Source organism: Tardiphaga sp. 862_B3_N4_1, from assembly GCF_051811085.1.
Lineage (GTDB): Bacteria > Pseudomonadota > Alphaproteobacteria > Rhizobiales > Xanthobacteraceae > Tardiphaga > Tardiphaga robiniae.
In genome coordinates this window covers 3,214,993-3,236,598 of the sequence record NZ_JBPWQB010000001.1, presented here as the reverse complement: position 1 = coordinate 3,236,598, position 21,606 = coordinate 3,214,993, and the positions used below count along the sequence as shown (strand labels likewise).

The following is a 21,606-nucleotide window of genomic DNA, read 5'->3' as shown; positions in this document are numbered from 1 at the left end:
CGCCACGCAATGGGACGCGGACCAAGAGAGTGCATATGGCCAAAATCTCGATGATCGTGAACGGCAATCCCGTCACCGGCAATATCGATCCGCGCACATTGCTGGTGCAGTTTCTACGTGAGAATCTGCGGCTCACCGGCACCCATGTGGGTTGCGACACGTCGCAATGCGGTGCCTGCGTTGTGCATCTCGACGGCAAGGCCGTGAAGTCCTGCACCACGCTCGCTGTCATGGCCGACGGTCACGAGGTGAAGACCATCGAAGGTCTCGCAGCCGATGGCGCGCCGCTGCATCCGATGCAGGAAGCGTTTCGCGAGCATCATGGCCTGCAGTGCGGCTTCTGCACTCCAGGCATGATCATGACCGCGGTGGACCTCGTGCATCGCAAGGGACATGATCTCAGCGATCACCTGATCCGCGAAGAACTCGAAGGCAATCTCTGTCGCTGCACCGGTTATCAGAACATCGTGGCGTCGATCGCAGCCGGCGCCAAGGCGATGGCGAAATCCGATCTCGCATAACGACGCACAACGATAATCGCGCACCGCGAATCAGGGATCCCCACCCATGTACGAATTCAAATATCATCGTCCGTCGACCGTGCGGCAGGCCGCGAATCTCCTCATCAAGAACGAGGACGCCAAGCTGATCGCCGGCGGTCATACGCTGGTGCCGGTCATGAAGCAGCGTTTGGCGGCGCCGCCGCATATCATCGATCTCTCGCATATCGAGGGTGTCGACGGCATCGAGATGAAGGGCCGCTCGCTGGCGATCGGCGCGCTCGCCAAGCATGCCGCTGTCGCGTCATCGCCGATCGTTGGCGAAGCCATTCCGGCACTGGCCGAACTCGCGGGCCTGATCGGCGATCCCGCTGTGCGCCACAAGGGCACTATTGGCGGTTCGCTCGCCAACAACGATCCCACCGCCGACTATCCAGCGGCTGTGATGGCGCTTGGCGCCACCATCACCACCAACAAGCGCAAGCTGAAGCCGGAAGAGTTCTTCCAGGGCTTGTTCACGACCGCGCTGGAGGCCGACGAGATCATTACCAAGGTCTCCTTCCCCGTGCCGAAGAAGGCCGCCTATATCAAGTTCCGCAACCAGGCCTCGCGCTACGCGCTGGTCGGGGTGTTCGTGGCGCGTCTGCCCTCGGGCGTGCGCGTCACCGTCACCGGTGCGGGCTCGGATGGTGTGTTCCGCGTCGAGGAGTTCGAGGCAGCATTGCAGAAGCGGTTCTCGCCAAAGGCGCTGGACGGGCTTACGGTGCCGGCCGAAGGCCTCAACAGCGATCTCCATGGCAGCGCCGAATATCGGGCGCATCTGATCGGCGTGCTGGCCAAGCGTGCGGTCGAAGCTGCCAACAACCGGGCCTGATATTTGTCAGGTCCGCACTTTCCCGGATTGGTTCTCTCATGACTAAGCCATCGGCGCTCCCCACCTCCGTCGATGGCATGCTGGAATTGCTGACATCGCGCGGCTATCTCGCCGAGCGATCGTTGGCGACAGTCACCTATCTCTCGCTGAAAATGGGGCGGCCGCTGTTTCTCGAAGGCGAGGCCGGCGTCGGCAAGACCGAGATCGCCAAGGTGCTGTCGGCCGCGCTTGGCCGCAAGCTGATCCGGCTGCAGTGCTACGAAGGCCTCGACGTCTCCTCCGCGGTCTATGAGTGGAACAGCGCCTCGCAGATGATCGCGATCCGGTTGGCGGAAGCCGCTGGCGATACCGACCGCGATCAGCTCTCCAGCGACATCTTCGCCGAGCGTTACCTGATCAAGCGCCCGCTCCTGCAGGCGCTCGAGCCAGATGTGAATGGTGCGCCTGTCTTGCTGATCGACGAACTCGATCGCGCCGACGAGGCATTTGAGGCCTATCTCCTTGAGATCCTCAGCGACTTCCAGGTGACGATTCCCGAACTGGGTACCGTGAAGGCGCCGGCGCCACCGATTGTCATCGTCACGTCGAACCGCACCCGCGAAATCCACGATGCGTTGAAGCGGCGCTGTCTGTATCACTGGGTGGACTATCCCAACGCCGAGCGCGAACTCGCCATCGTCAAGTCGCGCGTGCCGGGCATCTCAGCGAAGCTGTCGCAGCAGGTGGTGAAGTTCGTGCAGGCGCTGCGCGACCAGGATTTCTACAAATCGCCCGGCGTCGCCGAAACACTGGACTGGGCGACCGCGCTGACCGAACTCGACGCCCGCTCGCTGACGCCGCAGGTGGTGGGCGATACGCTGGGCGCGCTGTTGAAGTATCAGGACGACATCCAGCGCATGCAGGGCGATGCGCTGGCGAAGGTGATCAAGGAAGCGACGAGCGATTAACACTCGTCATTCCGGGCGCGGGCGGCGATAGCCGAACGCGAACCCGGAATCCCGAAGTAGTTGAACACATCGAGGTTCCCCACCACTCCAATTGGAGTGGCTGAGGTTCGGTCGCGCAAGTGGCGCGCCCGCCCCGGAACGACGGAGTTAGGTTTGCCCATCGACCATCTCAACCCACCGACCGGCCAGATGGCAGACAATGTCATCGGCTTTGCGCGTGCGCTCCGCGCCGCCGGCCTGCCGGTTGGGCCGGGTGCGGTGATCGATGCGCTGAATGCCTTGCAGATGATCGAGATCGGCAAGCGCGCCGACGTTTTCACCACGCTGGAAGCGATCTTCGTCAAACGCCACGAGCATGCGTTGGTGTTTGCCCAGGCCTTCGATCTGTTTTTCCGTGCGGCCGACGAATGGAAGCAGATGCTGGATTCGGTGCCGCTGCCCGACGATGCCAAGCGCAAGCCGCCGCCGGCCTCGCGCCGCGTGCAGGAGGCCATGGCGCAGCCGGCGCAGGGCCAAGAGCGCGAGGCGCCGCAGGAGCAGGAAATCAGGCTGTCGGTCTCCGACCGCGAGGTTTTGCAGAAGAAGGATTTTGCGCAGATGAGCGCAGCGGAGATCGCCGAGGTCACGCGCGCCATCGCCAATATGCGGCTGCCGCAAGCTGAATTGCGCACGCGCCGCACCCAGCCGGACAAGCACGGCGCGCGGCTCGATCTGCGGCGCACGCTGCGCGGTAGCCTGCGCACGGGCGGCGACATCATCGATATCCGCAGGCTAGGCCTGATCGATAAGCCGGCGCCGATTGTCGCATTGCTCGATATCTCCGGCTCGATGAGTGAATATACCCGGCTGTTCCTGCACTTCCTTCATGCCATTACGGACGCCCGCAAGCGCGTCTCGGTCTTCCTGTTCGGCACAAGGCTGACCAATGTGACGCGGGCGCTGCGCTCGCGCGATCCCGACGAGGCGCTCGCCTCATGCTCGGCCTCGGTGGAAGACTGGGCCGGCGGCACGCGCATTTCCGCGTCGCTGCACAACTTCAATAAGCTCTGGGGACGCCGCGTGCTCGGCCAAGGGGCCATCGTGCTGCTAATTTCCGACGGTTTGGAGCGGGAGGCGGATTCCCAACTGGCCTTCGAGATGGACCGGCTGCATCGCTCCTGCCGGCGGCTGATCTGGCTCAACCCGCTATTGCGCTTCGACGGCTTCGAGCCGAAAGCGCAGGGCATCAAAATGATGCTCCCGCACGTTGACGAATTCCGCCCGGTGCATAATTTGAGTTCGATCGACGGACTGATTAAGGCGCTGTCATCGGCGCCCCCGGTCCATCACCGCAGCCTGATCCGGCCCGCAGCTTAAGAGAGGCTTCCATGCTCAATCGCGATGAAGACATCCTGCAGGCCGCGGAAGCGTGGCAGAAGGCCGGACACGGCGTGGCGCTGGCCACCGTGGTTGAGACCTGGGGTTCGGCGCCGCGTCCCGCAGGCTCGAATCTCGTCATCAATGACGATGGCACCTTCCTGGGCTCGGTCTCCGGCGGTTGCGTCGAGGGCGCCGTGGTCACCGAGGCGCTCGATGTGATTGCGAGTGGCGAGCCCAAATTGCTCGAATTCGGCGTGGCTGACGAGACCGCGTGGAATGTCGGCCTGTCCTGCGGCGGCACCATCCGCGTGTTCGTCGAGAAGGTCGGTCAGTCGTGAAAGCCGAGACGCTCGCCACCCTGAACACGGAACGCGCCGCTCGGCGCCCCGTTATTTTGATCACCGATATATCCGATGGAACACAACGCCTGATGAAGGCCGCCGATTTCGGCGCTGATCCGCTGCATGCCGAGCTGGAGAAGCAGCTGCGCATGGGCAAGAGCGCCATGATCGAGTCAAATGGCAAGAAGCTGTTCCTCAATGTCTACGCGCCGACCGCGCGCCTCGTGATCATCGGTGCCGTCCATATCAGCCAGGCGCTGGCGCCGCTGGCACGGTCGCTGGATTACGACGTCACCGTGGTCGATCCGCGCACGGCCTTTGCCAGCCCCGAGCGTTTCCCGGACGTGCAGCTGATCGCCGAATGGCCGGATGAGGCGCTGCCGGGCCTCCACATCGATCACTACACAGCCTTCGTCGCCGTGACCCATGATCCGAAGATTGACGATCCCGCGCTGCTGCATGCGTTCGAGAAGAACTGCTTCTATATCGGCGCGCTCGGCTCGCGGAAAACCCACGCGAAGCGCGGCGACCGGCTGAAGGCGCAGGGCGTCAGCGAGGCTGACTTCGCGCGGATCAAGGCGCCGATCGGTCTCAATATCGGTGCTGTTTCGCCGTCGGAGATCGCGGTCTCGATCATGGCCGAGATCACCGCCGAACTGCGCATGCCCAAGACGATACCCGCGGAATTGTCCAAAGTGAGCAACCCATGAAGTTCGGTCCCGCCAGTCCGGCGGATGCACTTGGCGGCGTGACCGTCCACACACTGCGTCAGGGTTCGCTCGTTCTCAAGAAGGGCACCACTATCGGTCCCGATGAAGTCGCCGCGCTGACCGGCGCGGGGGTCAAGGACGTGGTCGTCGTGCGTCTCGAGGACGGTGATGTGTCCGAAGACGTCGCTGCAGCTAGTATCGCGCAGTCAGTGGCGGGCGAGGGCGTCAATGTCGAGCGAGCCTTCACGGGCCGCGCCAATCTGTTTGCGGGGACTCCGGGCGTGCTGGTCGTCGATCGCGCCATCGTCGATCGCATCAATGCCGTCGATGAAGCGATCACCTTTGCAACGCTGGCGGCCTACAAGCCGGTGGTCGAAGGCGAGATGATCGCGACCGTCAAGCTGATCCCGTTCGGCGTCGCCGGTACGCTGCGCGACGCGGCCGTCCAGGCTGCCTCGGGCGGCGCGATGAGGATCGCGCCTTACACGGTCAAGAAAGTCGGCATCGTCTCGACGCTGTTACCGGGGCTGTCGCCGAAGGTGATCGACAAGACGCTGCGTGTGACCGAAGAGCGTCTCGCGCCTGCCGGTGCGAAGATCATCGCCGAGCGCCGCGTGCCACACGACGAGAAGGTGCTGGCAAAGACAATCAAGGAACTGCTCGGGCTGGGCGCCGAGCTGGTGATTGTGTTCGGCGCCTCGGCCATTGCCGACCGCCGTGATGTCATTCCGTCGGCGATCGAACAGATCGGCGGCGCCATCGAGCATTTCGGCATGCCGGTAGATCCCGGCAATCTGCTGCTGATCGGCAGGGCCGGCAACGTGCCGGTGCTGGGTGCGCCGGGCTGTGCGCGATCCCCAGTCGAGAACGGCTTCGATTGGGTGTTGATGCGGCTGCTGGCCGGTCTCAAGGTCACGCGTTCGGATCTCACAGGCATGGGCGTCGGCGGTTTGCTGATGGAAATCGTCACCCGGCCGCAACCGCGCGTGCCCGTCGGCAGCGATGGCAACAGCAACGTCGCCGCCGTTATTCTGGCCGCCGGTCGTTCGACCCGGATGGGGGGGCCGAACAAGTTGCTCGCCGAACTCAACGGCAAGGCATTGGTCCGGATAGTCGCCGAACAGGCGATCGCATCGAAAGCGTCGAGCGTAACGGTGGTGACAGGTCATCAGGCGCCAGAGGTCGAGAAGGCGCTGGCCGGACTCAAAGTCACGTTCGTCTACAACCCTGATTTTGCTGATGGCCTTGCCAGTTCGGTGAAAGCCGGCATCGCGGCGGTCCCGGCCGATGCCAATGGAGCCGTGATCTGTCTCGGCGACATGCCGCTGATCGATGCCCGCTTGATCGACCGGTTGATCGAAGCCTTCGCGCCGGATCGCGGCAACCTCATCGTCGTCCCTGTAAGCGAGGGCCGTCGCGGTAATCCCGTGTTGTGGTCTCGGCGCTTCTTCAATGAGTTGATGACGTTGGACGGCGATATCGGCGCTCGGCACCTGATCATGAAGCACGCCGAAGCCGTTGCCGATGTGGCGGTCGAAGGTCACGGCGCCTTCCTCGATATCGATACACCGCAGGCGCTGGAAGACGCGCGGAGCGGCTAACGCATGGCGTATGCGGCGGGCCGCCGCATTGCACTTTCGTTCACCAAGTTGAAACGCCCTTCCTTTAGCGTCTGCCTCGATCGACCTCGGGGGAGGGGAAATTGTCACTGTTTGTTGCCGCGCGTCGTCGCGCGATTCTCGCCGTTGCCTTGTTGATGAGCGTCGGTGCCATGGACGTGGCTTCGGCCGCTGGTGCCCTCGCCGTGGGCAAGTGCGGTGCCTATGGCCAGGCCTTCGACTATCCGGCGCAGGGGGCGGCGCTGGCGGCCGCTAAAAGGCAGTGCAAGGGCGAATGCACGACCGTAACGATGAACCGTGCCTGTGCAGCCTTCGCCGTCGATATGAAGAATCCCTGCGGCGCACACGGCTATGCCGTGGCGCCCCGTATTTCGAGTTCGCTGAATCAGGCGACCAAGAAATGCTATGACTACGGCGGTAAGGAATGCGTCATCCGCGCATGGGCCTGCGACGCCAAGGGCTAGAGCTCCCCGACAAATATCTCGTTCAACGCGCCTGCGGCAGCTAGACTGCTGCAATGATTCAATTTTTCCGGACACTTCTGAAGTCTGCCGCCGACGCCGATCCGTCCGTTCGCGAATTTCGCAAGGCGCTGAGCCGCGAGATGCTGTTGACCGAACGGTTGCGGGTCAAGACGGTCATTGGCACCGTGGTGATCGTGACGCTGTCGCTGTCCATCGCCTATCTGCTGGCGCCGTCGAGCTTCGCGCGCATATCCAATGGCCAGTTCGATCTTAAATCGTCTTTTATGATCACGGGCCCGCTGCTGCTGTTCGAGTTCTTCGTTCTTTACAAGGTCAATCAGCGCATCGCTGCAGGGCAGGATATTGCGCAGGGGCGGCGCTATTTGAGCGCACTCATCGAGACCAGCATTCCGACGGCCGCACTGCATCTCCATATGGGCTGGATGGGGCCGGCGGCGGCGTTGGCATTTGCTGCGCCTTTGTCCTATTTCATCTTCATCATTCTATCCACGCTTCGGCTCGATTTCTGGCTGTCGACATTTACGGGCTTTGTCGCGGCCGCCCAGATGCTCGCGCTGGCCATGCTGTATCATCCGGTGCAATTCGCCTCGGAACCGGCACCGGATTTTGCGTTTCAGCTTATCCGCAGCGCCATGGTCCTGCTCTGCGGTATTCTTGCAGGCGCGGTCGGCTTGCAACTCCGTCGCCAGTTCGAGGCGAGCATCGCGGCAACTTCGGCGCGCGATCGTGTCACCAATCTGTTCGGTCAGCATGTCTCGCCGCAGGTTGTGGAGCAGTTGCTGGCGTCGGGAACGAGCTCTACGACCGAGATGCGTCAGGTCGCGGTGATGTTCGTCGATATCCGTAACTTTACCGCAGCGACCCGTGTGCATTCGCCCCGCGAGGTGGTGGATCGGCTCGACGAGACCTTTGCTCTATTGGTCGACGTGCTGGATCGACATTCCGGGATCGTGAACAAGTTTCTCGGTGACGGATTTCTCGCGCTGTTCGGAGCGCCTATTGAGGATCCGAATGCGGCGCATGGCGCCGTGCAGGCGGCACGCGAGATGCTCATAGCTGTCGAGAAAAGCAATCAGAACAGCGAATGGCCCCTGCGCATCGGCATAGGGCTTCATATTGGGGCCGTGATTGCCGGCAACGTTGGCTCCCCGCGCCGCAAGGAATACACCGTCATCGGCGATACCGTGAACTTCGCGGCTCGGCTTGAGGCGCTCAACAAACAGTTCGGCTCACAATTACTGATCTCTGCCTCCATACGTGATGCCTTGGGCGACACTTGCAGCGATGCGGAGCTGCTCGGTGATGTGCCGATCCGCGGCTATGACCTGCCGCAGGCTATCTGGCGCTTGGGCTGAGTGCTGCGTCAGTTCTCGAAGAATGGCGCGCGGGGCGGTCGCATGACCATGCCGAAGCGCGCATAGACGCCCTGGCGCTCGAAATTGTCCCGCACATGTCCCGCGGCGAATGACCATTCGTAAGGACCGGTGCGCAAGCCAGTAAGATGCCCGCCGATCCGGGTCTGTTGGCTGAAATAGTCGTTCGACAGTGCTGCCTCCGGGCCGATCCAGAACAAATCGAACAGGCGCCAGCCGGCTGCAATGCGCGTGGTATAGCCAGTATCGATGGTCGTGCCTGAGATGGCATATTGCAGCATCAGCTCGCGTGTCGGCTCCCACCAGACATCCATCGTGCCCCGCGCGCCGAGCATCGCGCGAAGCCGGGAGCGGCGCTGATCGTGGTAAAAATAGTCGGCTTCCATATCGAGGCCAGCCAATAGCTGAACTTCCAGATTGCCGCTTCGGATGAGGTAGCCCGGCAGGATTGCCGCGCGGCTGATCTGGGTGTAGTCGGAGCGCGTGCCTGTCGTGTAGCGTTCGAGGTTTTCCGACAGAAAGAAACGCAGAATGAAACCGTCCTTGTTCAGGCCGGCGGGGGCCCATTGCAGGCCGCCATAGGCGCCGAGGCTCCAATGCGACGCATCGACACCGCCGAAATACATCAGGCGGTCCGGCATGCCTCCGGAGAGAAAATCGAAGGCGCGCCGTTTTTTGATACGCGTGTCGAACAGGGATGACCAAAAGCTCGATGAGCCGGATGCCGGTTCGATCGTGGCGTCGATCTCACCGATATCCTGAGCCGAGGCCATGCCGCAGGAATATGCGGCCGCCGCAACGCATAAAGCGCGTAACGCCAGTCCCCAACGCATCGAGCCCCCACCCAACGCAACAGAAACACAACACAATAATACAACTTAAGGTAGATTATCTTGGGGATAAGCCTACGTCCAGTGTGGATAAGTAATAATCTAAAAAAAAACTGCTGTGAGATCGTCGCGCGGCTTCAAAGCTGCGACGGCAGCAGGTTCTGGACCTTGGCACCTTCGCGCTCCTCGATGATCTCGGCGATCCAGCGCCGATGACAGTGCTCGTGGTCGCGCTCGTAGCAGAGGATGCAGACCGGTCCGGACTTCGTCACCAGCGCCGCCAGCTCATCCATCGCCTCGCGTGCCTGCGGTGTCTTGAGATGAGCCATATAGATCTTCTCGAGCGCTGCGAGCTTGCCGCTACGTGCGGCTTCGCGGCCGTCCTTGGGCGTGCCCAGTCCGCGCAGATGGATGTAGCCGATGCCGCGCTCGTCGAGGCCGGCAGCGAGCTGATTCTTGGAGAAGCCCGGTCGCCGCGATGCGGCGACGGCACGCACATCGACCAGCAGCTTGACGCCGGCATTTTGCAGTTCATCGAGCACGGCTTTCGCTGGCGTCTGCTCGTAACCGACGGTGAAGAGGCGAGGTATCTTGCGGGCCATGTGAGCACCCCGTGATCGACAGATGATTGGCACAATGTCGCGGCCAGCCGCGAGGCGTTGCTCCCATTTGCAACATGGCACATAGTCAACTCAACAAACTCCGCCAGTTCAATGGCCGATATCACCGGGGGAATGATGGCTCGCATGGTTGGTGCGTTAGGCGTAATCGCGCTCGCGCTTGGGTCGTTTCAGTCCGCATCTCTGGCGCAAGGCGCATATCCGGATCGTCCGGTCAGAATTATCGTGCCGATCGCGCCCGGCGGCAGCTACGATCTGGTCGGTCGGCATCTCGCCGATGCGCTGGCGAAGCGAACGGGGCAGGCGTTCTTTGTCGAGAACAAGCCAGGAGCGGGTACCGTCGTGGGCACGCAGGCTGCGGCCCAGAGCGAGGCCGACGGCTATACGCTGATGGTCGGCGGCCTTTCCAACATGGCCTTCAACTCCGCGCTTTACGCCAAGCTTGCCTATGATCCGCTGAAGGATTTCGTACCGGTCGCGCTGGTCTACAAGTTTGGGTATGTCATGGTCGGCCGCAAGGATCTGCCGCAGCAGACGCCGAAGGAGATCGTTGCCGCCGCATTGGACAAGCCGGGGTCGATCACCGTGGCGACGGCCGGCGTCGGGACCGGACAGCAACTGGTGGCCGCGGCCTTCATGAGGTCCGCCGGCGTCAAGCTGCAGGAGGTGCCCTACAGAGGATCTCCGCCGGCCTTCGCGGATCTGCTGGCAGGCCGCATCGACCTGTTCTTCGACTCGATTGCTGCCGGGCTACCTTATGTGCAGACCGGGCAGGTGAGGGGCATCGCGGTGCTGTCGTCGAAACGGAGCCCGCTGGCGCCTGACGTGCCGACCATGGCGGAAGCGGGCGTGCCGGGGCTCGACGTGGATTCATGGCTGGGCATTTTCGTGCCGGCAAAAACGCCGCCCGCGGTAATCGCAAAACTCCGTCAGGACATTCGGGCGGTGTTGCCCGATCTGAAGGAGCGCTTCGAGAAGAGCGGCGGTGAGCCCTGGGATATGCCCGACGACAAGCTCGACGGCTTCATCGCATCAGAACACGCGACCTGGACAAAACTGATCCGCGAGGCTGGCATCAAGCTCGATTGAGCAACGCGCGTGGATGCTACGTCACCCGCTCGATCAACGCCATGGCACCGTGCGGTGCGCGTACCTTGGCTTCGTGGATGACATAGGCGAACACGTCGCGTGGCTGTTTCTTGATCTTGGCATCGTCGACGCGCGGCAGGTCAGTTGGCTCGCCGCCGCCGGCCCAGGTCTCGAAACGTTTGGCCCAGGCATCCAGTGCCTTCGGCGGATAGGCGGTCTTGATGCTGTCCTCGCCCTTCTGCAAACGCAGATAGACGAAATCGCCGGTGACGTCTGCGATGGCCGGGTAGGTGGCGTGTTCGGAGAAAACCACGGGGATCTTGAACTGCCGTAGCAGCGCAATGAAGGCCGGCACGCAGAAGCTGTCGTGACGGACCTCGACCACATGGCGCAGCTTGCGCCCACCGAGCTCGGTCGGCAACAATTCGAGAAACTTCCCGAAATCGGCTTCGTCGAATTTCTTGGTTGGCGCGAATTGCCACAGAACGGGGCCGAGCTTGTCGCCGAGTTCGAGCACGCCGGAATCATAGAACCGGTTCACGCTCTCGCCGGCTTCGGCGAGCACCCGGCGATTGGTTGCGAAGCGGGGGCCCTTGAGCGAGAATACGAAATCTTCCGGCACTTCGCGCGCCCATTTGCGAAAGCTCTCCGGCTTCTGCGAGCCGTAGAAGGTCCCGTTGATCTCGATGGAGGTCAGCTTGGACGCGGCATAGCTGAGCTCCTTCGCTTGCGTGAGTTTCTCCGGATAGAACACCCCGCGCCACGGCGCGAAAGTCCAACCGCCGATGCCGATACGGATTTGTCCGGATTTCGCAACCATTGTGAGGCCGATCCTTTCAGTATTCGCCGTGTTACTCAGTGCCGCGCCGGCAGCACCGGCTTGGTTACGCCCTCCACGCCGGTCAGCACGAGCATCGTCAGCAGTGCATTTTGCGGCCCGATATAAGCGTCGACGGGCTTGTACCATTCATTGCGCGAATGCCAGTTGCCGCCCTGGCCGCCGCCGCCGATGGTCACCGCGGGGATGCCGAGCGACATCGCGAGATTGGAGTCCGTGCTGGAGCCGGCAAAGGTGACATGGGGCGCACGGGTCAGCGCGGTCACGGCACGCGCGGTCGCCTGCACGAGGGGAGAGTCTTCTGCGACAACGCCCGCCGGGCGGTCGCCAATCAGTCTGATCTCGACAGTGATCTTGTCCGATCCCCAGCGTTTGTTTTCTTCACCAACTGCGTCCTTCACCTGATCGAGAAGCCTCGCTTCGAGTTTCAACAGCTCTTCGGTCGAATTCGATCGCATGTCGATCGTCATGCGTGCTTCGGCAGCGATGGCGTTGACGGATGTGCCGCCACTCACCGTTCCGACCGTGAAGGTGGTTTTCGGATCTGCGGGAGTCTGCAGCTCCGAGATTTTCGCGATTGCGCGACCCAGCGCATGGGTCGCGCTCGGCAGGCCGAATTCCTGAAAACTGTGACCGCCCGGACCTTTGAAGATCATCTCGTAGCGATGGCTTCCCGTTCCCTGGTTGACGATGCGCGTGACGCCGAGTCCGTCGATCGAGATGAAGCCGTCGATGTCCTTGTTGTCGCGAAACAGGGCTTTGACGCCGCGCAGATTGCCCAGCTCTTCTTCGCCGACGCTGGCGACGAACATGACGTCCCCGACCGTCGAGATCTGCTGCGTGTTGAGGGTCTGCATCAAGGACAACAGGGCCGCGAGCCCACGGGCATCATCACCGATCCCCGGCGCCAGATAGACGCCGTCCTTTTCCTTCACCGTGACGTCGGTCCCCTCGGGAAAGACAGTGTCCTGATGTGCGGAGATGACCAGCTTCGGTGTTCCGGCGGTTCCCTTGCGCCGGGCGATCACATTACCCTCGGCGTCAATCACGGCGTCCTTGAAGCCCAGTTCCTGAAACCGTGACAGAATGTAGTTGCCGCGCAGGTTCTCCTTGAACGGAGGCGCGGGAATTTCGGCGATCCGGATCTGCTCTTTCAGGGTGCGGGCATCGTCGGCCTTGATGGCATCGAGCGCGGCCATGACGCGCGAATCGGACAGCAGCCTCGTCGTGACGGTATCAATCGTCTGCGCGGTGACATGGCTGGCGCCGAAGGATGCCAGCGTCAGCGATGCAGCGAATAGGCATGGTCCGAGCGAGCGTCGCATGGCGCCTCCGATTATCACGCGCGGAGACGATTGTGGTCGCGGTTCAGGAAGGCTTCCGCCTCAGAAAACCGCGCGAACGCGCCGCTGTTGACCGGGGCAAGGTAGCGGGCACGGGCAAGACTGGCTATAGCTCGCCAGCAACAGAATGGTGCCAGGGTGCGGTGTTTGCGGCCGGACTGTGGCGTTGAAACCAGTGCCGGATACCCTTGCGGAACGGCTCCAGCATCCCTATCTTGTCTCCAACGGCGACGATGACGCTTAATAGCTCCGGCGCTGGAACGACCTTGAATAGCTCGGTGCGCCGGATGTACGCGCGCCTGTTGTTCGGGGTCGTTAGCATTTTTGGGCCACTTTTGGCTATTCCCCCTCTGATGGCTTGTTCCGGCACCTGTTAAGGCCCCGCCGTTCCCTGTCCGCCTTGGCATGGTCCGGCGCGGCAGATATATGCTGGCGCCATGAACGAAGCCATCAGACCGGGGCCCGGACAGATATTGCAGGCGGGCGCGCCGCTGCAGCTGTCCGTTGTCGTCCCCACTTTCAACGAGCGCGGCAATGTCGCCACCCTAGTGCAGCGGTTGGACGCGGCGCTGGTCGGCATTTCCTGGGAAGTCATTTTCGTCGACGACAATTCGCCGGACGGCACGGCCGACGCGGTACGCGAACTGGCGCGCGCCGACTCGCGCGTGCGCTGTATCCGGCGCATCGGCCGGCGCGGCCTGTCCGGCGCCTGCATCGAGGGCATGCTGGCCTCCAGCGCGCCCTGTGCAGCGGTGATCGACGGAGACTTGCAGCACGATGAGACCCAGCTCGGCAAGATGCTCGGTCTGATCGAAAGTGGCGCTGCCGAACTGGTGATCGGCAGCCGCTATATCGAGGGCGGCAGTGCCGACAGTTTCAACCAGCAGCGCCTCGGCGCCAGCAAGTTCGCGACCGCGGTCGCGCAGCGGGTGCTGAAGGTCGAGATCGCCGATCCGATGAGCGGCTTCTTCATGATCCGCCGCGATCGCTTCGAACAACTGGCGCCGAAACTCTCAACGCAGGGCTTCAAAATTTTGCTCGATGTCGTCGCGACGGCAGAAGGCGATCTTCGTGTCATCGAGGTGCCCTACACCTTCGGCTCACGCCTGCATGGTGAGAGCAAGCTCGACTCCATGGTGGCGCTGGATTTTCTGGGCCTGGTGCTGGCGAAGCTGACCAACGATACCGTGTCGCTGCGCTTCCTGCTGTTTGCTATGGTCGGCTCGATCGGCCTGTTCGTGCATTTCGCCGTGTTGTTCGTCACGCTGGAAGTTTTCGATCCGCCATTCGCAGAGGCGCAGGCCATTGCGGCGTTTTGCGCGATGACCGGCAACTTCCTGCTCAACAATTTCCTGACCTATCGCGACCAGCGTTTGAAAGGTTTCGGCATCCTGCGTGGTCTGGCGATCTTCTACGTGGTCTGCAGCGTGGGTCTGCTCGCCAATGTCGGCGTGGCTTGGTCGGTCTTCGACCAGGAGCCGATCTGGTGGCTGGCGGGTGCTTCCGGCGCGCTGATGGGCGTGGTCTGGAACTACGCGATGTCGGGCCTCTTCGTGTGGCGGAAACGGTGATCGCTGGATGACCACGCAGGAACTGCGGCTGGTTCGCGGCACCGCGGCCGTGGTCGTCGGTCTGGTGCTGCTGCGGCTGGCGGCGGCCGCATGGACGCCGCTGACCTTCGATGAAGCCTATTACTGGATGTGGTCGAAACATCTGGCTGGTGGCTATTACGACCACCCGCCGATGGTCGCAGTCGTGATCCGGCTCGGCACGATGATCGCGGGCGATACCGCCTTAGGTGTCAGGCTTGTCTCGGTGCTGCTGGCACTGCCGATGAGCTGGGCGGTGTATCGCACGGCCGAACTGCTGTTCGGCGGTCAGCGGATCGCGACGACGGCGGTGATCCTGCTCAATGCGACGATGATCACGTCGGTCGGGTTGATGATCGTCACGCCGGACGCGCCGGTGCTGGTCGCCTCGAGTTTCGTGTTGTTGACGCTGGCCCAGGTGCTGGCCACCGGGCAGGGCGCGTGGTGGCTCGCGGTGGGCGTGGCCGTCGGCGTAGCGCTACTGTCGAAATATACCGCGCTGTTTTTCGGGCCGGCGATCCTGATCTGGCTCATTGCCGTACCGAAGATGCGGCGTTGGCTGATCTCGCCATGGCCCTATCTCGGCGGCCTCGTCGCACTGGCGGTGTTCTCGCCGGTGCTGTTCTGGAATGCCGAACATGGCTGGGTGTCCTTTATCAAGCAACTCGGACGCGCCCGGATTGATCACTTCAATCCGGCTTTCATCGCCGAGTTGATCCCGACCCAATTCGCCTTCGCGACACCGCTGGTATTCATTCTCGGCGTGATGGGCCTCTATGCTCTAGCCGTCCGGAGGCCCGGAGCGTGGCCGGCGCGGGTGCTGCTGAATGCGATGTTCTGGGTCATCGTGCTGTATTTCGGCTGCCATGCGCTGCACAGCCGCGTCGAAGCCAACTGGTTCGCGCCAGTCTATCCGACGCTGGCCATCATTGCTGCCGTCGCGGCAACCATCGTGCAATGGAAGCCGCGCGAGCAGCGCACGGTGGATTTCTGCCTGCGCTGGGCGGGGCCGACCGGCGTCGTCATGTTCACGGCACTGGTGGTGCAGGCCAATACGGGTCTGCTGTCCGGCTACAAGCGTGATGCGACAGTACGCAGCATCGGCGTGGGTTTTGTCGAACTGGCGGCCGACGTCGAGGCGGTTCGCGTCCGTGTCGGGGCCACATGCGTGGTGGCGCCCGATTACGGCACCACGGGATGGCTGACCTTCTATCTGCCGAAGGGGACCTGTGTCTTCCAGCGCACCCAGCGGATTCGCTGGGTGAACATGCCGGAGCCGAGTGCAGAGCAGCTATCCGGCAAGCTTTTGCTGGTGGGTGAGCAAAATGCTGCGGCCAATCCGGAATGGCGGGCGGCTTTTGCGAATATCGAGAAAGTGGCTGACCTCAAACGCAAACGTGGCCCGCTGGTCGTGGAGAATGTCGAGCTGAATCTGCTGGAAGGCGCGAAAGGCGATGTACTGGACCGTTCGCCGCCACCCGAGATGTTACCGCGCTAGGAGGCGCGACCACCATGCGCTTGATAGCGCCATGGTGGTCGGCTGTCGCATTTATGGCGCAAAGTGATAGTTCACGCCGATCTTGCCGAGCTGCATGGTCTGGGCAATATCGGCATTCAGATAATAAGGGCCGACCATCGGAGGGGCATTGATCACGCCTTCGAGGCTCGCATTGTCGTGGCCGAAGCCGATGTAGTTGTACTCCGCCTTGACGGACCAGTTTGGTGCGAAGGCGTATTCCACGCCGGCACCGACCACGTAACCGGTGTGAAGGCGGGATCCGTCGAGATTTGCGTATTGCGGGCCCGACGACAGCGATATGGCGTGATGATCCCCAGCGACGGCGACACCGCCCTTGAGATAGGTCAGCCAGCGCTCGTTGGTCACCATACCGATACGTGCGGTGGCCATTGCGAGCCATTCGGTGCGCGAGCGCATCTCGAGATTGTTATCAAAGTTGGTGCGGGTGCCGCCGCCGATATTGCCGCCGACCAGTTCACCTTCAACACCCATGACGATCACCCCGAGCTGCACATTGGCGCCGATCTGGCCGCCGCCGAAGCCTCCGGTCATCGAGAACTTCCCATCGGGCGTGTAGTCGCGCCAGTCGCCGTGTCCCGATCCGTAGCCTGCCTGCGCACCGAGATAGAGCCCGGTCCAATTGAATCCTGACTGTGCGTATTGCAGCGGCGGAATCGGTTTGGCGGTATCGGGAGCGCCGAACTGGTAGTTCGCCCCGAGCTTGATGAGATGCAGCGTCTGCTTAGTCGAAGCCGTGGAGGCGATCGGCCCGGTGGAGGCCCGCGTGCCGCCGAAATCGAACTCGTGGTCGGGGAAGTTGACGAAGTTATACTCGCCGCGCAGCGACCAGTTGTTGGCAAGCGCATATTCCATGCCGGCGCCGACGATCCAACCCCGCCGTGTCTCGCTGCCGGACAGTGTAAGCCGGTCCGGCCCCGGCACCGAAACCTGAACGTCGTAGCCGTGATCTTCATTGGCCCAGGCGAAGCCGCCCTTGGCGTAAGTGAGCCAGCGGCCATTGGCGAAGCCAACGCGTCCGGTCACGGTCGACAGCCAGTTGATTTGCGACGTCTGGGACAGGGTGGCCTGGTTCAGAATGCTCACCGTACGATTGCCCTTGATGCCGCTAAAGCTGATGTCGGCCTCGATGCCGAGCAGCAGGTTGCCGATCTGTTGATTGTAGCCGGCCTGAATGCCGCCCAGCGCGCCGTCGGTCCGGATATTCAGGATCTGCCATTCGGTCCCGCCGAGGCCGTAACCGGCATGAACGCCGGCATAAAAGCCGGTCCAGTTATAGGCAGGATCGATGGCGGAGGCCTTGGTATAGGCGCGGGCCGGCACGTCTGCGGCGATGGCGGCATTGCCGAGGCTGAGGATGCCGATGGTGCCGAGGAGAAGCTGTTTCATGTCGTTTCCTTGCAGGTGCGCTGGCGGCCCTCGAGGAATCGGAGCTGCTTCGCGCGTCATTTCGGCAGCGACCATGTATAAAAATACCGCTCTCGTCGTGGTCGTAAGCGCGTGACTTGTGCTGGATCGCGCTCTTGGCGTCGCATTGTGAGCGGCTGTCGCCGCTCGGTCTCACCTGGAAGTACTACTGGGGAACGCGATCATGGGACCACACGACGACCACCGGCCAACGACTTATGGGTCACCATCGGGGCGCAGTGCGCCGCTATGGTTTCGAAAGACGATAAATTATCGTCGTCGACGTTGAACCAAAGTCAGGGGTCCGGACGACCTATCTCCGCACACATTGAAATGGGCGGTGATTGGGAACATGGAAAACACAAATCTCGCATTCAGCAGCCACTCCGACTTTGGATCCGACCGTGCCAAGGTGCACAGCATCGAAAAGCCGGACCCCGTGAACCTCACCGAGGTCGGCGGCCTGCGCGGAGCGCGGATCGCCAGCGTGATCAACCAGATCAATGAGAGCTTTGCCGACCAGCAGTTCTCGACCCGGGTGGTCGCCGAGAAGCTCGGCCTGTCCGTCCGCTACGTTCAGGATTTGCTGCAGGGTTCCGGCCTCAGCATCACCGATCGCATCATGGAGCTGAGGCTTGAAAAGGCCCGCAGCATGCTGACCGGCGATCGGCAGTGCAGCCTGAAGATCAGTGAAGTCGCGGCCGCCTGCGGCTTCAACGAACTATCCTATTTCCACCGCAGCTTCCGTCGTCGCTTCGGCGCGTCGCCGGCTAAATTCCGCATCCAGTCAATGAATGGCTGACGCGCGCTTGCGCTTGAAATAGTCCAGCGTCCCGCGGCTGATGACGTGATCCTCAGGGGTCACCTCGTCGGCCGCGATGTCGTCTGCTTTGGCCAGGCGGGTATAGAGTGCGCCAAAATCCTGATAGCTGTCCTGCAGCAGTTTCTCAAAGCTCTCAATGACGAAATAGCTCTGCTGGAAATCGTCGATGATGTAGTTCGTCCGCATCACGCGTTCGAGGTCGAACGTGATCCGGTTCGGCGAGGCGTCTTCCAGGGCGAAGACCGACTCTGTTGCTGACGACAGAATGCCGGCGCCGAAGATGCGCAATCCGTCCGCGCTCTTCATCAGGCCGAACTCCACCGTGTACCAGTACAGACGCGCCAGGTTCTTCAACTGGCCGAGCGCCATCGCGCGCTGGCCGCCTTTTCCATAGGCCTCCATGAAGTCGGCATAGACCGGGTTCGCCAATAGCGGAACGTGCCCGAAGACGTCGTGGAAGATGTCGGGCTCCTGCAGGTAGTCCATTTCGTGTTCGGGGCGGATGAAGGCGCCGGCCGGGAAGCGGCGATTGGCAAGATGATCGAAGAAGATCTCGTCGGGCACCAGTTCGGCGACCGGCACGACCTGCCAACCGGTCAGCGGCGTCAGACGGGCACTCAGTTTCTCCAGATCGGGAATGCCGGATTCGGACAGCCGTAGCGTGTTCAGTGCGGCGAGGAACTCATCGCAGGCGCGGACTTTGAGGACGGTTTGCGCGCGGGCGAACAGACGGTCCCAGCGATCGTGCTCGGCGGCGGAGTAGGAGCCCCAGTCCTGGTCCAGCGTGAAGTCAGGGCGTTTCGGGGCGCTGAGGTAGCGGCTCTTCTCGGTCGACTGGTTCAGCTCGGTCATGACGCTCTCCGACTCCGACGGTCCGATCAGAACATAAGGTTCCGCTGCCGAATAGTTCCGTCAAAAGAAGCAACTTCTCGCATCCGCCCGTCCGACGATAGCAATCCACCATCGTCCAGATCTTATTTGCAAAGGCGTTTCCTTGTCGGACACCCGTCTCGATGACATTTTCAGTGGTAACAAACGTGGTCCCACATCGCTGAAATGATTGCGAAATCTCGGCGAAACCTCGCGGGAATCACGGGCAAAACACTCTCATCATCGATCATAAGGAATACGACCGTGCGGCCCGTCATGTCTTCTCGACTCCTCTCAGGTGCTTTCGCGGCAGTGCTGCTGGTTTCCGGCGCGACGGGGGCGCTCGCTGACAGCTGGCCGAGCCGGACGATCAAGCTGATCGTTCCGTTCCCGCCGGGCGGCGCTGCGGACATCACGGCGCGGGTCTATGCCGACAAGCTCGGCGAGGCGCTGAAGCAGACAGTCGTGGTCGAGAACAAGGCTGGTGCCGGTACGGCTATTGCTGCCGATGCTGTCGCCAAGGCCGATCCGGATGGCTACACGCTGTCGCTGGCGCCTGCTGGACAGCTCACGATCCTGCCGCATATCAACAAGACCATCTCTTACGACCCCTTCAAGAGCTTCACGCCGGTGGCCATGCTGACGTCGGTGCCTTACGTGCTCGCGGCCAGCCCCGATACGCCGGTGTCATCAGTGAAGGAGCTCGTTGCTGCTGCGAAACGCGAGCCGGGGAAATTCACCTACTCGTCGTGCGGACCCGGCACGCTCTGCCATCTGAGCGGCGAGCTGTTCAAGAGCCTGACCGAGACGGATCTGCTGCATGTGCCGTTCAAGGGCAGCGCTCCCGCCGTGAATGCGCTGCTCGGAAACCAGGTGAACCTGTCTTTCGACACGCTGACGGTGCTGGCGCCGCAAATCCGCGACGGCAAGGTCAAGGGTCTCGTGATCACCAGCCGCGAGCGCTCGTCGCAGCTTCCCGATGTGCCAACGCCGGCGGAAGCAGGCGTGGCTGACTTTGTCGTCGACTCCTGGTTCGGCCTCGTCGTGCCTGCAGGGACGCCCGATGCCATCGTCGATCGCCTGAACGCCGAAGTGGTGCGCATCGGCGCGCTGCCGGATGTTCGCGAGCGTCTCGAAAAGCAGGGCCTCAGCATCACGACCTCGACGCCTCAGGCCTTCGCCAAGACGATCAAGGACGATTACGCCCGTTGGGGACGCGTCGTCGATGCGTCTGGCGCGAAGCTTTTCTGACCACTAGCCATATTGCCTGACACATTGGTCGGGCAAAGCAGAAGCCAAGAAAGGCCGGGTTGAGTTTCAACCCGGCCTTTTGCTTGTCGATTATCTGCTGAAGCCTGTGTTCAGGCAGCAGCCTTCGGCTTCTCGATCGGATGCGGAACGCGGAAGCCGACGGCAAGACGGTTCCAGACATTGATGGCACCGATCGCTACGGTGATCTTGAGGCATTCCTCTTCCGAGAAATGCGCGCGCAGGGCCTCATAATCGGCATCGGGTGCGCGAGTCTGCGCGATCAGCGTGACTGCATCGACCCAGCCGAGGAGAGCGCGCTCGCGTGGCGTATAGACCGTCGATTCGTGCCAGACCGACATCATGTTGATCCACTGCTCGCTGAGACCGTCGTGGCGGGATTCCTTCACATGCATGTCGACGCAGAAGGCGCAGCCATTGATGATCGACGAGCGGAGCTTGATGAGGTGGACGATCGCAGGCTCGAGGCCACTTTCCTTGACGACATATTGATCGAGCGCGGCGACGGCCTTGTAGGCGTCGGGGGCGGCCTTGGCGATGTTGAGGCGGGCTTGCATGGTCTTTCTCCTTGGTGTGCGGTTTCAGGTTTCAGGTTTCAGTTGGCGTTACGGCGTCGTTCGTTGAGTTCCAGAAAGGCGCAGCCGCGGGCGGCAATGGCGCCGTCGGTGTCCTTGGCGCGGAGATCGCCGAGCACATCGGCGATGCTCACCTTGGCCAGCTCATCGCGATAGACGCGCTCGGCACGCAACATCGCGGCATTGATGCCGCAGGGCGCCGTGGGTTTGCCGGGCAGGGGATTGGGGCCGCGCTGGCGGATTTCGCTGCAGCGGAAGGCGGGCGCATCGCCCTCAACGGCAAGGACGACATCGAGCAGGGTGATCTGGTCTGGCGTCCGGGCAAGGCGATAGCCGCCAGTCGGGCCAGGCTGTGCGATGAGCAAGCCGGCGCCCGAAAGCGCCTGCAGGTGTTTCAGGAGATAGCTGGTGGATACGCCATGAAATTCGGCGAGGGCGCCGGCGGACAACACGCCGTTCGATTGCATGCCTGCGAGCATCGCCACGCTGTGGATCGCCTGCTCAACCCCGTCGCTCATCTTCATGGCTGTATTTCACCTCTATCATGGATAATTATTATCCGCGATTAAGGATGTCGTCAAGTGTCTGGTCCTGAGGTGGTTCGCTGG

At 62.2% G+C, this 21,606-nt stretch carries 22 protein-coding genes; 14 read left to right on the top strand and 8 right to left on the bottom strand.

Going from position 1 to position 21,606, the window contains the following annotated elements; translation table 11 throughout:
* Window positions 1–35 precede the first annotated feature (35 nt).
* From AB8B02_RS15505 to AB8B02_RS15465, 9 genes are all read left to right on the top strand, one after another.
* On the top strand, window positions 36–521 hold the full coding sequence (locus AB8B02_RS15505) for a (2Fe-2S)-binding protein (RefSeq protein WP_089264990.1): 486 nt from the start codon (window positions 36–38) through the stop codon (window positions 519–521).
* A 46-nt stretch (window positions 522–567) separates the two neighbouring features.
* Window positions 568–1,374: an FAD binding domain-containing protein gene (locus AB8B02_RS15500; protein WP_439059060.1), complete on the top strand. Its 807-nt coding sequence runs from the start codon at window positions 568–570 to the stop codon at window positions 1,372–1,374.
* A 38-nt stretch (window positions 1,375–1,412) separates the two neighbouring features.
* Window positions 1,413–2,321 (top strand): AAA family ATPase, encoded by a 909-nt coding sequence (locus AB8B02_RS15495; protein WP_439059059.1) that lies wholly within the window; start codon window positions 1,413–1,415, stop codon window positions 2,319–2,321.
* A 189-nt stretch (window positions 2,322–2,510) separates the two neighbouring features.
* Complete coding sequence (locus AB8B02_RS15490) at window positions 2,511–3,677, top strand: vWA domain-containing protein (protein WP_120292714.1); 1,167 nt, start codon at window positions 2,511–2,513, stop codon at window positions 3,675–3,677.
* A gap of 11 nt (window positions 3,678–3,688) precedes the next feature.
* Window positions 3,689–4,018 (top strand): XdhC family protein, encoded by a 330-nt coding sequence (locus tag AB8B02_RS15485; RefSeq protein ID WP_068736040.1) that lies wholly within the window; start codon window positions 3,689–3,691, stop codon window positions 4,016–4,018.
* Window positions 4,015–4,731, top strand: a complete 717-nt coding sequence (locus AB8B02_RS15480) for an XdhC family protein (protein WP_439059057.1) — start codon at window positions 4,015–4,017, stop codon at window positions 4,729–4,731. The genes AB8B02_RS15485 and AB8B02_RS15480 overlap by 4 nt, the downstream gene beginning before the upstream one ends.
* On the top strand, window positions 4,728–6,332 hold the full coding sequence (locus AB8B02_RS15475; RefSeq protein ID WP_439059056.1) for an NTP transferase domain-containing protein: 1,605 nt from the start codon (window positions 4,728–4,730) through the stop codon (window positions 6,330–6,332). Before AB8B02_RS15480 ends, AB8B02_RS15475 begins: the two co-directional genes overlap by 4 nt.
* A gap of 155 nt (window positions 6,333–6,487) precedes the next feature.
* Window positions 6,488–6,814, top strand: coding sequence for a DUF4189 domain-containing protein (locus AB8B02_RS15470; protein ID WP_439064655.1), 327 nt, complete (start codon window positions 6,488–6,490; stop codon window positions 6,812–6,814).
* 53 nt (window positions 6,815–6,867) lie between these two features.
* Window positions 6,868–8,190, top strand: coding sequence for an adenylate/guanylate cyclase domain-containing protein (locus AB8B02_RS15465; RefSeq protein ID WP_439064351.1), 1,323 nt, complete (start codon window positions 6,868–6,870; stop codon window positions 8,188–8,190).
* 8 nt (window positions 8,191–8,198) lie between these two features.
* Here AB8B02_RS15465 and bcsS read toward each other — a convergent pair whose 3' ends face one another.
* Entirely contained in the window at window positions 8,199–8,981 is a 783-nt protein-coding gene (bcsS, locus tag AB8B02_RS15460) for a cellulose biosynthesis protein BcsS (RefSeq protein WP_439064350.1), read from the bottom strand.
* 194 nt (window positions 8,982–9,175) lie between these two features.
* On the bottom strand, window positions 9,176–9,640 hold the full coding sequence (locus tag AB8B02_RS15455) for a DUF488 domain-containing protein (protein ID WP_439064349.1): 465 nt from the start codon (window positions 9,638–9,640) through the stop codon (window positions 9,176–9,178).
* Between the two features lie 144 nt (window positions 9,641–9,784).
* Between AB8B02_RS15455 and AB8B02_RS15450 the strand changes: the two genes are divergently transcribed.
* Entirely contained in the window at window positions 9,785–10,747 is a 963-nt protein-coding gene (locus AB8B02_RS15450) for a Bug family tripartite tricarboxylate transporter substrate binding protein (protein ID WP_439064348.1), read from the top strand.
* Window positions 10,748–10,763: 16 nt separating this feature from the next.
* Here AB8B02_RS15450 and AB8B02_RS15445 read toward each other — a convergent pair whose 3' ends face one another.
* Complete coding sequence (locus AB8B02_RS15445; RefSeq protein WP_093756440.1) at window positions 10,764–11,567, bottom strand: DUF72 domain-containing protein; 804 nt, start codon at window positions 11,565–11,567, stop codon at window positions 10,764–10,766.
* Window positions 11,568–11,602: 35 nt separating this feature from the next.
* Window positions 11,603–12,910 (bottom strand): M20/M25/M40 family metallo-hydrolase, encoded by a 1,308-nt coding sequence (locus AB8B02_RS15440; RefSeq protein WP_439064347.1) that lies wholly within the window; start codon window positions 12,908–12,910, stop codon window positions 11,603–11,605.
* Window positions 12,911–13,365: 455 nt separating this feature from the next.
* Here AB8B02_RS15440 and AB8B02_RS15435 point away from each other — a divergent pair, with 455 nt between their 5' ends.
* On the top strand, window positions 13,366–14,499 hold the full coding sequence (locus tag AB8B02_RS15435; RefSeq protein ID WP_120292693.1) for a glycosyltransferase family 2 protein: 1,134 nt from the start codon (window positions 13,366–13,368) through the stop codon (window positions 14,497–14,499).
* Between the two features lie 7 nt (window positions 14,500–14,506).
* On the top strand, window positions 14,507–16,015 hold the full coding sequence (locus AB8B02_RS15430) for a glycosyltransferase family 39 protein (RefSeq protein WP_439064346.1): 1,509 nt from the start codon (window positions 14,507–14,509) through the stop codon (window positions 16,013–16,015).
* A gap of 51 nt (window positions 16,016–16,066) precedes the next feature.
* On the opposite strand, the gene AB8B02_RS15425 is transcribed toward AB8B02_RS15430, so the two are convergent.
* Window positions 16,067–17,443: an outer membrane protein gene (locus tag AB8B02_RS15425; protein ID WP_439064345.1), complete on the bottom strand. Its 1,377-nt coding sequence runs from the start codon at window positions 17,441–17,443 to the stop codon at window positions 16,067–16,069.
* A 370-nt stretch (window positions 17,444–17,813) separates the two neighbouring features.
* Here AB8B02_RS15425 and AB8B02_RS15420 point away from each other — a divergent pair, with 370 nt between their 5' ends.
* A complete protein-coding gene (locus AB8B02_RS15420) occupies window positions 17,814–18,263 on the top strand; it encodes a helix-turn-helix transcriptional regulator (protein ID WP_068736063.1) in 450 nt (149 codons plus the stop codon).
* On the opposite strand, the gene phhA is transcribed toward AB8B02_RS15420, so the two are convergent.
* The gene (phhA, locus tag AB8B02_RS15415) at window positions 18,249–19,136 is read right to left on the bottom strand and encodes a phenylalanine 4-monooxygenase (RefSeq protein ID WP_439064344.1); all 888 of its coding nucleotides are present in this window, start codon (window positions 19,134–19,136) and stop codon (window positions 18,249–18,251) included. The two genes, AB8B02_RS15420 and phhA, sit on opposite strands and share 15 nt — an antisense overlap.
* Before the next feature lie 294 nt (window positions 19,137–19,430).
* Between phhA and AB8B02_RS15410 the strand changes: the two genes are divergently transcribed.
* Window positions 19,431–20,405: a Bug family tripartite tricarboxylate transporter substrate binding protein gene (locus tag AB8B02_RS15410; protein ID WP_439064343.1), complete on the top strand. Its 975-nt coding sequence runs from the start codon at window positions 19,431–19,433 to the stop codon at window positions 20,403–20,405.
* Window positions 20,406–20,515: 110 nt separating this feature from the next.
* Here AB8B02_RS15410 and AB8B02_RS15405 read toward each other — a convergent pair whose 3' ends face one another.
* Entirely contained in the window at window positions 20,516–20,980 is a 465-nt protein-coding gene (locus tag AB8B02_RS15405) for a carboxymuconolactone decarboxylase family protein (protein WP_149531031.1), read from the bottom strand.
* 38 nt (window positions 20,981–21,018) lie between these two features.
* Window positions 21,019–21,522 carry an RrF2 family transcriptional regulator gene (locus AB8B02_RS15400; RefSeq protein ID WP_439064342.1) on the bottom strand — a complete coding sequence of 168 codons (504 nt, stop codon included), beginning with the start codon at window positions 21,520–21,522 and terminating at the stop codon, window positions 21,019–21,021.
* Window positions 21,523–21,606: the final 84 nt, after the last annotated feature.